The organism is Bacillus sp. FSL L8-0199 (assembly GCF_038005705.1).
In the GTDB taxonomy this organism is placed as follows: domain Bacteria; phylum Bacillota; class Bacilli; order Bacillales; family Bacillaceae_G; genus Bacillus_A; species Bacillus_A cereus.
The window spans coordinates 1,133,905-1,146,694 of the sequence record NZ_JBBOTS010000001.1 but is presented as its reverse complement, the minus strand read 5'-3'; the positions used below and the strand labels follow the sequence as shown (position 1 = coordinate 1,146,694).

The window sequence follows — 12,790 nt, the reverse complement described above, 5'->3', positions numbered from 1 at the left end:
AATATTTAGAGTATTTACAAACTTCTTGTAATAACAAAAGGGGGAACAATCATGATTCAAACTAAGGATATTATCGAACTTACAGACACATATGGAGCAAATAACTATCACCCACTTCCAATCGTTATTTCTAAAGCAGAAGGTGTTTGGGTAGAAGATCCTGAAGGAAACCGCTATATGGACTTATTAAGTGCATATTCTGCAGTAAACCAAGGTCATCGTCACCCAAAAATTATTAACGCTTTAATTGACCAAGCAAATCGTGTTACGTTAACTTCTCGTGCTTTCCATAGCGATCAATTAGGTCCTTGGTACGAAAAAGTTGCGAAACTAACTAATAAAGAAATGGTACTTCCAATGAATACAGGTGCTGAAGCTGTTGAAACTGCAATTAAAACAGTTCGTCGCTGGGCTTATGATGTGAAGAAAGTAGAAGCAAACCGCGCTGAAATCATCGTTTGTGAAGATAACTTCCACGGACGTACAATGGGTTCTGTTTCTATGTCTTCAAACGAAGAGTACAAGCGTGGATTCGGTCCAATGCTTCCTGGCATCGTTGTAATTCCTTACGGTGATTTAGAAGCATTAAAAGCCGCAATTACACCAAATACAGCAGCATTCATTTTAGAGCCAATTCAAGGTGAAGCAGGAATTAACATCCCGCCAGCTGGTTACTTAAAAGAAGCTTTTGAAGTATGTAAAAAAGAAAACGTTTTATTCGTAGCAGATGAAATCCAAACAGGCTTAGGCCGTACTGGTAAAGTATTTGCTTGTGACTGGGACGATGTAACTCCTGACATGTACATACTTGGTAAAGCACTTGGTGGCGGCGTGTTCCCGATCTCTTGTGTTGCAGCAAACCGCGATATTTTAGGTGTATTTGAGCCAGGTTCTCACGGTTCTACATTCGGTGGTAACCCACTTGCATGTGCTGTTTCTATCGCAGCTCTTGAAGTGTTAGAAGAAGAAAAATTAACAGAGCGTTCTCTTCAATTAGGAGAAAAATTAGTTGGGCAATTAAAAGAGATTGACAACCCAATGATCACTGAAGTTCGCGGTAAAGGTTTATTCATCGGTATCGAATTAAACGAGCCAGCTCGTCCTTACTGTGAACAACTAAAAGCAGCTGGTCTACTATGTAAAGAAACACATGAAAACGTAATTCGTATCGCACCACCTCTAGTAATCTCTGAAGAAGATTTAGAGTGGGCATTCCAAAAAATTAAAGCTGTATTATCGTAATGATAGAGAGGTTGTCCGACATGTTGGGACAACCTCTTTCTTTTTATATTCATTTATATTAAGATGAAATTTTAATTTTCTGTATTTTAAAATCGTAAAGGAGGTGCGATATGCTATTAAGATATGGTAAACATATTAACTATTTAGCTACATCTTTTATTTTAGTTACATTCTTTGGCTTCCTACTTTCCACAACATGGCTTACTCACTACTCAACTCCTACTACATTCACACTACTGAAAGCATCATTTTGGACTGCTGTTATTCTTACTATCATTGGTTTTGGACGAGAAAAAAGCGCACTTACGGTTATACTATTTGGCATTTGCACACTTGCATTCATTGGTCTTTACACTTTTTCCGTTATTGATTACCTCTATAACCCAAGGCCATAAAAAAGAGCTATCTTTTAACAAGATAGCTCTTTTCTTCACTTCACTACATTTCGCAAAGTACCAATTCCTTCTACTGTAATAACCACTTCATCACCAGCATGTAAAAACTTCGGTGGTGTGAAACCTTTTCCGACACCAGCCGGGGTTCCTGTTGCGATAATATCGCCTGGTTCTAAAGTCATTCCTTTACTTATCGTTGAAATAATTTCTTCTATTGAAAAAATCATTTTATTTGTGTTGGAAGTTTGCCTTACTTCTCCATTTACTACCGTTTCAATGTGTAATGCATTCGGCGCATTAACCACCGATTTATGAATTAAATACGGTCCCATCGGACAAAATGTATCGAAGCTTTTCCCAAGGAAAAACTGTTTATGTTTTCTTTGAATGTCTCGAGCTGTTACATCATTGATAATCGTATAACCAAAAACATGCTCAAGCGCTTTTTCTTTTTTAATTTGTTTCCCTCGCTTACCAATAACGATAGCTAATTCTCCTTCGTAATCTAGTTCGTCCGTTGCATGAGGGTGACCATTAATTTGCTCATTTATGCCAATAACTGTTGTTGGTGCTTTCGTAAAGATCATTATATTTTCTGGAATAGACTCTACTCCACCCATTTCTACCGCATGCTCACGATAGTTTTTTCCAACGCACAAAATATTCTTTCTTGGCCTTGGAATCGGTGCTAATATTTTCACCTCTGTTAACGGATAATACGCCGCTTCCCCGTTTTCTTTTGCCCAATTTACAATTTCACATACTTTCTCAAAGCATTCAGTCCCTCTTTCAATACACTCTAACATTGTAATAGGGATTGTAACCTTTTCCCCTTTTTGTCTTTGCGCTTCTCTTAAGTGTAATACCTTTTCTTCTTCTTCATCCACAATACCTACAAATACCTTTTCTTCTTTCTTCGCCGTTACAAAACGCAATATTTCCACTCTCCATCCTAAAACTCATGCCCTTTAATTGTATTCGCATCCTTAAGAAAAAAACCTTCTCATGCACGCTAATTTTTACAATATTCTTCTCATACCCTATTCGTTACCCTTTATCATTTGGCATAAAATGTAGAAATTTTACTTTTTTTAGCGAATGCATTTCTTTTTTATGAAGTTTTTGTATAATATGTACTACATATATACTAAAAATTTCATTTAGAGATGGAGCCGATTTCAATGTTTGAGCAAGCGATTGAAAAAAAACGTGAAAAAATGATTTATTTTGCTGAACGCTATGGAATGACTTCTCAAAAAACAGTGGATTGTAGCCAAGAACTGGACAGGCTCTTAAATGTAATTTGTCATGTACATACGGATTTACACCCTAATCAAACATTCAAAACACACACGCAATAATGCGTGTGTTTCTTTTATTTCAAAAAAATACACATTTTATTGGAAACGCCCATACAATAGTAGAAAAGAAAATTTTAAAAACGAAGGGTGTTTTGTATGCCAGCTATGGTCGGACATATTCGTATCGTCAATATTGGATCAAGTGGTATTTTTCATATTGGAGATGTATTTGCGATTAGGCCTATTAGTTACTCACGTGCTTTCGCCGGGGCCGGCTCTTTTAATGTTGGAGATAACGTTTCTGTCTACAATTATCAAAGTGCAACGACTGTCAACGATTCAGATGTCGTCGATCAAGCGATAATTGGTTCAACTTAAAGGGGGCGATTGTATTGAATTTTTACGTAAACCAAAGCATCATCATTAACAGCATTAAAATTGATAGCATTACAACCTCTTCTGTGTTCCAAATTGGTACTGCCGGAAGTATTAAAGCCCTATCTAAATTTTCAAATACGGGCGGATTTACGGAGCCGCTTCGCCCATTACAAGCGAAAGGACAAATTATTTCTATCAAACCATCAACTAGTTCTTCTTAAGACATCCTTGTCATAAATATATAGCAGGAATATTTTTACCCTCCCTATTGAAAAGGAGGTTTCACAAATGAATCAAGATATATATACTTACTTACACCAACTTCAACAAGCTCTTCAAACACAACAAGCAGCCATCCTGAATTTAGAAGATCAAGTGCGCCAACTCCAAGAAGAGCTTAACGAATTAAAAAATCGCCCCTCCTCTTCTGTAGGAAAAGTGGAATACAAATTCGATCAATTAAAAGTCGAAAATTTAAATGGTACTTTAAATATTGGTTTAAACCCATTTTCAGCAAAAGGACAACAAATTGAAGACCTTCAAGTGGATACAGAAACATTGAAGGTAAACCCTGAAACCGAAACAAACCCAGACTTTTATCAAGGTATCCTCCAAGAAATGCATCGATACTTAGATGAAGAAGCATATAATCGTATTCTCCATTTTGAACAAGAAGAGCGAACACCGCTTGATGAAATGTATCGACAAATGATGGTGGATGACATAAAAAAACAGATGGAGCATCGACTCCCTTATTATTTATCACAAGCGCAATCATATGAAGGTATTTCAACAGATCCAGATTATTTACGAGATATCATTATTCAGGCAATGAAACAAGATATTGACAAAGCCTTTCTCTCCTTTATTCAGCACATACCGGGAAATTTCCGAAAGGAGTAAGTATGTATGAACCTTAACGTTGTAAACCGTGAGTTAAAAGTCGGACAGATTAAAATGAACGGTGTATCGTCGTCCGCACTCTTTTTAATTGGAGATGCAAATCTCCTCATTCTATCTTCTATTCTCGATACACCATTTGAAACAGTTACAGAGGGTCCATTTGTACCATTAGTAACAGATGTCCCTCCTACTCCAGGTTAAGGAGACTGAGAAATTATGTTGCATCATGTGTCTATTGTCCAAAATGTTTCTATTATTTCTTTAGGGATTGCTGCTGTATTTCAAGTTGGAGATGCAAACCAAATGGAATTAAAAAGTAGAGCTATTGCCGTCCACCGTGAAATTCCTTTTTATATACGGGGAGAAGGTCGCTTTGATGCTTTTGAAATCTTTACAGATGAACACATTACAATTCCAAAACGAACGACAGATGTAAAATTAAACATTGTAAATGAATGCCCTTTTATTGAAGTTAATAACGTTGAATTACGCACACTTTTAAATTCTGGTTGCTTTCAAATTGGAAATGTTGATTATGGTTTTAATAACTCTCGTATTATACAAATCCGCCAATATATTACGGATGAACCTTCCGCACAATAATTCATATAGTAATTAAAAAGCTTAGTAAAGTAGGTGGATGGTATGCCTTCGGTTGTAGGAAATCTCGTCGTGCAAAACAGTAACGGCTCTTTCAACTTAGGAGATTTTTATAACGTATCTCCGAAAGAAAACACGAAAGCCTATAACGGATCTGGAGCTTCCAATGTTGGGTTTGTCGTGAATACGTTTAACGGTGTTAGTGCAACGAATACATTTGATTCTGATGTGGCAGATCAAGATCAGATTGGAACAGCGTAAAAAAAGTAGGAGAATATCTCCTACTTTTTTCTTTTATCTAATTCAAAATTATTAAAATAAAATTTTAATAAGCAAGAGCTTTACTGTCCACAAATAGTGGTATAAACAAGTAAGTAGTGAAGAGGCACTATTTCATTTTATTTAAATGATAACCCGCTCTCCTCCAAAGCCTTCCTAAGCTTCGGCAAAGACGCAGGCCCCATACCATGCAGTTTTGAAATTTCTTTTTCACTATATTTTGAGAGTTCTTCTACAGTTTGAATTCCATGGTGTTCTAATGCCCTTCTTGCTGGCGCTGAAAGAAGAGAGAGAAAACCTTCTTTTGGTTTTCTCTCTTTCTCACAGGTTGGGCAAGTTGGACAATCGCTACTTTTATAGTACTCGTGTCCCTGTTCACAAGTTCTTAACGTTTTTTCCGTTACCATTTTCAAGCCCCTCTATTCTTCAATATTTACAACGTGATTCCCATCAAAGAAATATAAACATTTCTCTTTCACAGGATGTTGTAAGCTTTTCTCCAGTGCTTTTGCATATAACGAAAGCTGCACTTTATATCGATCTTCTAAAATTGGTTTCGCTTGTTCGAATCCGCCTGGGAATTTCCCTTCAATCGTATCTGTTTTGAAGTCGATTAACGTAATGCCATCTTCCTCTTCAATCATGCAGTCGATAACCCCTTGGACAAGGATTGATTCCCCGCTATTCCCTTTCCAATCTTGATATGCTTCTTCTGCTGCAAGCATCATCGTAAATGGTACTTCACGCTCAACACTTTTCGCCGCTAATACCCTTTTGCCTAAGTCACTGTCAAAGAATGAAATTACTTTTTCAATCGCTATTTCTTCCGCCTGCTCGAATGTTAATAATTCCTTATTTACCATTCCAGCAATTTGCTCTTGAAGAACTTCAACCGTAATCGGCTTCTTCAAATCAACATGCTGCATAACGGCATGGACTGCTGTTCCGCGCTCTGCGTACGTTAACCCTTTTTTCTCCATAAAGCGCGGACGTGTTTTAATTGGTGCACGTAGTTTTTTAATAAAGGCGTTATCGCTACCTTCTTCAGATTGATAATTTCTCTTTATTTCTGTAACAGATTGCTTCGCACGATGAGATGTCGCATCCTCATATCCGTACTTCCACATTAATCTGTCGTACACTTCTTCTTTCCGTTCACTTTGTAATGGCACAGCCTTTTTCTCACGAAGCGCTTCTAATAATTCTTGTTTCTCTTCTTGAACTGGCTCTGGTGCAAGTAGCGTATTACCGTCCACAACTTCTACTTTCCAGCTCGTGTCATACCCGTAAATTTCATCCGGAATACTTCCTTGTCCTAATTCAAGAAGCATTTCACTATCACGGTGTCTATATAATGAAGGTGCAATCCAGTCTAAATAACAAGACGCCCCGGCACGTATATGATCTGGTAATAACCATTCACTATGTTCCCTCGCATCAAGCCATTTTTCCATTTCCTTATTTGCATCCTTAACTGTTCCAATTAAAATTAACTTCTCTTTCGCACGCGTCAATGCTACGTATAGTACGCGCATTTCTTCCGCAATTAATTCCATTTTCATTTTACGCTTAATCGCAAGCTGTGATAATGTTGTATATTTAATTCGTTTACGCGGATCGATAAATTGCGAACCGAAACCGAAATCTTTATGCAATAAGAAACGTTTCATTAAGTCTTGTGTATTAAAACGACGACCGAGTCCAGCTACAAATACAACTGGGAACTCTAACCCTTTACTTTTATGAATCGTCATAATGCGAACAACGTCTTCTTGTTCACCGAGGGCCCTCGCCGTACCCATATCATCACCGCGTTCTAAAATACGTTCAATAAAACGTAAGAAGCGGAATAATCCTCTAAATGATGTTGCTTCATATTGTCTTGCGCGGTCATATAGTACGCGTAAGTTTGCCTGCCTTTGCTTTCCAGCTGGTAAACCGCCAACGAAGTCGTAATAACCTGTCTCACCGTACACTTTCCAAATTAAATCAGAAAGTGATTGTTGGCGCGCGAATTCACGCCATCCTTGCAGTAAGTTATAAAACCACTCTAATTTATCATGAAGTTCTTGCTCCTCTTCAAGTGGTGCCCCTTTTAAGAATGAGCTCATTACTTCATAAAATGACCCTTTCTTTCCGTGAGCACGAAGCGTCGCAAGTTCTTCGTCATTTAATCCAACGATCGGTGAACGAAGTACTGCTGCAAGCGGGATATCTTGCATCGGATTATCAATAACGCGGAATACGTTCATCATAATATTTACTTCTGTCGCTTCAAAGTAACCAGTCGCAAGGTCTGCATATACTGGAATTCCTTGTAATTTTAACTCTTCCATAATTTGCGGTGCCCACGGCATGGAGCGAAGTAAAATAACGAAGTCGCGGTATTGTACTGGGCGCATACTATCATTTTTACGGTCATACACTTCATAACCTGAATCAACCATCGCTTTAATGCGCTGCGCCATAAGACGAGCTTCAAGCTGTGCTTTTTCGACTTCTGCACCTTCTTCTCCGTCTATTACTTCTTCTTCCGTTTGCTGAATGCACAGTAGTTCTGCCGCTACATCTTCACCTTCTGGATAGGTAGCACCTAACTTTAATTCAGCGTCTGCATCGTAGTCGATTTCTCCGACTTCTTCACCCATAATTTGTTTGAAGATAAAGTTCGTACCTGCTAGTACTTCATGACGACTACGGAAGTTTTTCGCTAAGTCGATCTTCATTCCGCCGCCCAATCCTTCTTGTGTGAAGCGTTTATATTTTCCTAGGAATAGTCCTGGTTCGGCTAGTCGGAAACGATAAATCGATTGCTTTACGTCACCAACCATGAACAAGTTTCCTTCACTCTCAGAATCTTTCGTTACGAATTTAATAATGGATTCCTGTACAAAGTTCGTATCTTGATATTCATCGACTAATACTTCAGCAAATTTGTTACGATATTGGAGCGCCACTGCTGACGGATTCATTTCACCATTTTCACTTTGTTCACTTAAAATTTGTAAACAAAAATGCTCTAAATCTGTGAAATCGACCATTCCTTTATCTCGCTTCATCGCTTGGAAACGCTCTGTAAATACTTTTACAAGTTGAACAAGCTTTTCTAATACTGGGTGCATATCTTGAAAATCTCGTAAGAAACTTTCAGGTTTTCGGCTAAATAACTCTTCTTGTAATTTCTTCACCTCATCTTTCGCTTTATTACGAAGAGAGTCTACTTGTTTTACAACATCTTCATTGTAATCACTTTTCTTAATACGCTTTAACGTTTGCCACGATACGTTTTGCATCGCTTCATACAAACTTGTCCACGACTCATGAGCAGCTGATGATAGCGTTCCAAGTAAAGCTAGATCTGCTTGCAGGGTTTCAATGCGAGGCGCTGGACCGTCAGGAAGCATTGCGAGTTCAGTTGCCTTACGAATATGCTGTTCCGCTGTTTCAAGCTGGAATTTCACATCTTCTAATAAATAAGAAGCATATACTAAGTCTTCAATTGTCTTTCCTTCTACGTCATATGCTTCTACTAATTTATCAAGCCATTTTTCCGGATTTGGATGCGCTCTTGACTCTGTATGAAGCGCTAAAATCATACGTTGTAAGTCATCATCACTACGGTCACTCGTATAACGATCAACAAGTTCAAAGAAGATTGTATTATCTTCGATTCCGTACTCTTCTTCTAATATGTCATCTAGCACTTCTTCTTTTAACAATTCATTTTCTGTTTGATTCGCAATACGGAAACGAGGATCAACATCAAGCATGTAGTAATATCCTCTAATTACTTGTAAACAGAATGAGTGAATTGTTGAAATGGAAGCTTTATTTAATAGGCTCAGCTGCTTTCTTACGTGTTGAGAGCCTGGTTCATCAATTAATACCTTTTCTAACGCTTCCCCGATTCGGTTTTTCATCTCTTGCGCCGCTGCATTCGTAAATGTTACAACGAGCAGGCGGTCGACATCGACTGGATTCTCTTCATTAATAATCTTTTTAATAATACGTTCAACTAATACTGCTGTTTTACCTGATCCAGCTGCAGCCGCAACTAAAATATCACGCCCGTTCGCTACAACAGCTTTCCACTGGTCATCTGTCCATTGACTATCTTCTGGTTTTTTAGGCCAATTTTCTATCATTCTCCGCCAACCTCCTCTCTTATTTTCTCCATCGCTTCGCTATCTTTCATATCTTTTAACGATCGGAACTGATTATCTTCAAGTGACTCATCAAATTGACAAACAGATTTGAAGTTACAGAACGTACATGCTGCTTTATTTCCCATTTTATAAGGAGCAATATCGATAACACCTTCTGTAATATCTTTTCCGATATTTTCAAACGTATGGTGTACATATTTTTGCAGTACGTTAAACTCTTGCTCACTTGCAATACTTGAACGCGCACTAAAGCTACCGTCTTTTTTCAGGCCAGCAGAAATAATATCTGAACTTCCTGTTGAAAGTTTGTTATCCATTAAACGAACAACGTCAGCATCTCCTAATACGAGTCCTTTCATTTTAAATTTCTTTAAAATTTCTTTTTCAATTTCAGCTTCAGATGCGTCACCTTTCATCTCAACGATTGGGTTATGAATATGGAAATACAATACACCAGCTGGTGATGCTGCGTGACCTTTTTTCATCCACGTCTGCGCATTCGAAGTAACAACATCTAAATACGTTAACATTTGAAGTGCTAATCCGTAATACACTTCCGTTAAATCTAACGCTTTTGAACTTGATTTATAATCAATAATACGTAGGAACGTCCCGTTTTCATCTTCTGCCTTATCAACACGGTCAATACGGCCGACAACTTCCATCTTCACACCATTTGGTAATGAGAATTCCATCGGCGGAAGTGAGCCTGTACCACCCATACCGAACGGCACTTCTAAATCAACTGGTACGAATCCGCTTGACTTCGCATGTTCACGAAGAATGATTGACGTACGGAAAATGATTTGTTGTAGTTTTTGTTTTAAATAGAAATGACGGTTTGAACTTAATAAAATTTGTCGTTGTAATAACGGTGCGATTTCTTCTATTACTAAAACAGAAAGATGCTCACACTCTTTTATGGATAAATCCGCCCAAGTACGGTTTTCACGCAATAACTTGTCCGCAATTTTCTTTAATGCCGCATGGAATAATTCGCCGATATCCGGCGCATCAAGCTTGAAAATATCACGCTCTCTAAGCGATAAACCGTGCTGCGCAAAATGAGCGTATGCACAACGGTTAAATAGTTCCATACGAGAGACGCTTCCTTTAATTATATCTCCGTATAAATCTCTACTTACTGCTGTACTTAGTTTCTTCGCACGATTTCGATAGAATAAACTTGATAAGACGCGGCTACTTTTTTGTTTCCATTCATCTGAAGTTACGTAGAAATTATATACGTCCCACCAAAAGTCTAAATTCCCTTCAAATCCGTATCGCTTCCACGTTTGTAGTTGCTGCATAACGTAAGATAACGTTACTTCTGGCGTTGCTACGTATGAAATTTGTTCTGAACGTGATAAATCGTTTACGTCATTCGTAATAAATAAATCTTTCACATTAGGGAACATTCTTTTTATTTTCTTAATAAAGCTAGACGCAAGTAACGTCTTTCCTTCTTCATCTGCAAGCGGGCATGAAATATATAACTTCTCAGATGCTCTCGTTACCATTTGATACATAACGAACTGTTCTTCTAACAAAGTTTGTCTCGTCGTTGGCGCTAATTCAATCCCTGCTGCACCAAGAACTTCTCTTTCTTCATCAGAAAGCATACCTTCGTCCATAGGTGCTGCTGGAATAACACCCTCATTTACACCTATAATAAACGTTGCTTTCACGTCAGATAACCTGGAGTGATCAATATTAGCAATTAACACTTGGTCTAATGACGGCGGAATGTTAGCAAATTGAAGTGCCTCAAGACCTGTCGACATAACGTCCGTAAACATAGAAAGAGACATTTTCTCTTCACCAAGCATCTCTACAAACGTATCAAGAAGGCTCATTACTTCTTCCCATACTTGTTCATGATCTGTCGCAAATAAGAAATCTCCACTTTCTTCTGCACGTATACGTAATTCTTCTAGTTTTTTCGGAACATCCAGCTCTTCTAGAAATAAGTAAACTGCTTCACACATTTGCATAACTGTTCCTGCACGCTTTAACCTTTTTTGCATGCGAATAACAGGTGTTCTTACAACGTCACGTAACCTATTTATTTTCTCTTCCATTTCACGTTCACTGTCTGTAATCATCCCGTTCGTATCATCAAGAGAACGATAACGGCGATACATCCATGAATCCTCTGAAGTCCACCTCTTTCCTTGTACACCGTACGCTAAACAGTAATTTTCAAATTCATCCATTTCTTCACGCATCGTTTCTTTTCTTACGTCTAATGGATATAAAAGCTCTGTTTTCACGCAGCGGAACACCGCATCATAACGCCAATTCCCACTAATAATCTCGAGTGCAGAACGAATACATTCTACTAATGGGTGGTGTGACATCGGGCGCTTTTCATCGATGAAGTGCGGGATATTGTAATCTGTAAATAACGTGCGCATCACATCGTAATAACTTTCCCCATTACGAAGAAGCACTGCAATATCTCGGTAACGATATTTTTCATTCGCAACAAGTTTACGAATTTCACGAGCAACACCTTCTACCTCCGCTCGTAAATTCGCAGCTGTGCTAATCGTTACACTCGCTTCACCGTTAAATTTTTCATTCGGACGCGCTTCATAATGAGCTTCTAAATGCGCTAATGCGGGAGAATGAAAACGCGGCTGTTCCATAAGTGGAATTGTTTTTTCAATTTCTATTTTCTCTTCACGCGCTACTTGTTTTATTTTTTCATACGTTAACGTCGTTTCATAAAATAAATCGAGTTCATTTACTGGCTGTGCTAACGTTTTTTCATCTATCGTTAACGTGATCGTAACTCTCGCTCCGCAAATCATAAGCTGTCTTACAATCTCTAACTCTTGCGGGGAGAATGAATGAAATCCATCTATATAAATTTCCGCACCATTTACATATTCAGACTGCGGAAGCTTTTCCACTAGCAATTGCAGGTAGTCTTCTGAATCTAAATATTTTCCAATTAAAGCACGTTCAAAATCATCGTATAATAGCTGTAAATCATACACTTTATTCGCTAGTAACTTTTGTTCGGCACTGCTACTATGCGCATCCAATTGTTGCCACATTTCATATACGTTAGATGGCGTTACATTGTAACGTTTAAACTCTGCAATCATACTGCCAAGATGTTCAAAGAAACCGTTTTGCTCCGCTGCTTTTTGGAACACCGATAATCCATCTTTACGAGACTCTACAATTTTACGGAGTAACATATGTACACCCGCTTCATCAATATGAAGACGACTCGCTCCGCCAACTTCTTGTAGTACCTTCCACGCTAATCGTGAAAAACTAAAAACTTGTGCCCGAATAGAACCTCTTACATCCTCACTTCCAATTAACGCCTGCTGCGTCTGGAATGTCATCTGTTCTGGCACAAGATATAATATTGTTTTCCCTCTCGGGCGTTGTTTTAACTCTTCTTGCACTTCGCGTAAACAAAGTGTACTTTTTCCACTTCCCGCTCTACCAATTACAAATCGAAGTGACATGTAACCCCACCTTTCACTTACATAACGAACGTTAG

The 12,790-nt window shown here is 38.3% G+C and carries 13 protein-coding genes; 9 read left to right on the top strand and 4 right to left on the bottom strand.

Annotation, left to right across the window (positions count from 1 at the left end):
- Window positions 1-51: 51 nt before the first annotated feature.
- Complete coding sequence (gene rocD / locus NST86_RS05985) at window positions 52-1,242, top strand: ornithine aminotransferase (protein WP_000616657.1); 1,191 nt, start codon at window positions 52-54, stop codon at window positions 1,240-1,242.
- A gap of 110 nt (window positions 1,243-1,352) precedes the next feature.
- Entirely contained in the window at window positions 1,353-1,637 is a 285-nt protein-coding gene (locus NST86_RS05980) for a hypothetical protein (protein ID WP_000926864.1), read from the top strand.
- A gap of 35 nt (window positions 1,638-1,672) precedes the next feature.
- On the opposite strand, the gene NST86_RS05975 is transcribed toward NST86_RS05980, so the two are convergent.
- On the bottom strand, window positions 1,673-2,572 hold the full coding sequence (locus NST86_RS05975) for a fumarylacetoacetate hydrolase family protein (protein ID WP_001213075.1): 900 nt from the start codon (window positions 2,570-2,572) through the stop codon (window positions 1,673-1,675).
- A gap of 246 nt (window positions 2,573-2,818) precedes the next feature.
- On the opposite strand from NST86_RS05975, the gene NST86_RS05970 reads away from it, so the two are divergent.
- From NST86_RS05970 to gerPF, 7 genes are all read left to right on the top strand, one after another.
- Window positions 2,819-2,998 (top strand): aspartyl-phosphate phosphatase Spo0E family protein, encoded by a 180-nt coding sequence (locus tag NST86_RS05970; protein WP_000462841.1) that lies wholly within the window; start codon window positions 2,819-2,821, stop codon window positions 2,996-2,998.
- Between the two features lie 96 nt (window positions 2,999-3,094).
- Window positions 3,095-3,316, top strand: coding sequence for a spore germination protein GerPA (gene gerPA, locus NST86_RS05965; RefSeq protein ID WP_001111188.1), 222 nt, complete (start codon window positions 3,095-3,097; stop codon window positions 3,314-3,316).
- Window positions 3,317-3,330: 14 nt separating this feature from the next.
- On the top strand, window positions 3,331-3,537 hold the full coding sequence (gene gerPB, locus NST86_RS05960) for a spore germination protein GerPB (protein ID WP_001012508.1): 207 nt from the start codon (window positions 3,331-3,333) through the stop codon (window positions 3,535-3,537).
- A 67-nt stretch (window positions 3,538-3,604) separates the two neighbouring features.
- The gene (gene gerPC / locus NST86_RS05955) at window positions 3,605-4,219 is read left to right on the top strand and encodes a spore germination protein GerPC (RefSeq protein ID WP_001070762.1); all 615 of its coding nucleotides are present in this window, start codon (window positions 3,605-3,607) and stop codon (window positions 4,217-4,219) included.
- A 6-nt stretch (window positions 4,220-4,225) separates the two neighbouring features.
- The gene (gene gerPD / locus NST86_RS05950; RefSeq protein WP_001052807.1) at window positions 4,226-4,420 is read left to right on the top strand and encodes a spore germination protein GerPD; all 195 of its coding nucleotides are present in this window, start codon (window positions 4,226-4,228) and stop codon (window positions 4,418-4,420) included.
- Window positions 4,421-4,435: 15 nt separating this feature from the next.
- Complete coding sequence (locus tag NST86_RS05945) at window positions 4,436-4,822, top strand: spore germination protein GerPE (RefSeq protein ID WP_000902319.1); 387 nt, start codon at window positions 4,436-4,438, stop codon at window positions 4,820-4,822.
- A gap of 42 nt (window positions 4,823-4,864) precedes the next feature.
- Complete coding sequence (gerPF, locus tag NST86_RS05940; protein WP_001141566.1) at window positions 4,865-5,080, top strand: spore germination protein GerPF; 216 nt, start codon at window positions 4,865-4,867, stop codon at window positions 5,078-5,080.
- A gap of 137 nt (window positions 5,081-5,217) precedes the next feature.
- Here gerPF and NST86_RS05935 read toward each other — a convergent pair whose 3' ends face one another.
- The 3 genes from NST86_RS05935 to addB are packed head-to-tail and all read right to left on the bottom strand — an operon-like array spanning window position 5,218 to window position 12,755.
- Window positions 5,218-5,505 (bottom strand): RNA polymerase alpha subunit C-terminal domain-containing protein, encoded by a 288-nt coding sequence (locus tag NST86_RS05935; protein WP_000255724.1) that lies wholly within the window; start codon window positions 5,503-5,505, stop codon window positions 5,218-5,220.
- Between the two features lie 12 nt (window positions 5,506-5,517).
- On the bottom strand, window positions 5,518-9,243 hold the full coding sequence (gene addA, locus NST86_RS05930; protein WP_044796120.1) for a helicase-exonuclease AddAB subunit AddA: 3,726 nt from the start codon (window positions 9,241-9,243) through the stop codon (window positions 5,518-5,520).
- Complete coding sequence (gene addB / locus NST86_RS05925) at window positions 9,240-12,755, bottom strand: helicase-exonuclease AddAB subunit AddB (protein WP_000058603.1); 3,516 nt, start codon at window positions 12,753-12,755, stop codon at window positions 9,240-9,242. The genes addA and addB overlap by 4 nt, the downstream gene beginning before the upstream one ends.
- Between the last annotated feature and the right edge of the window lie 35 nt (window positions 12,756-12,790).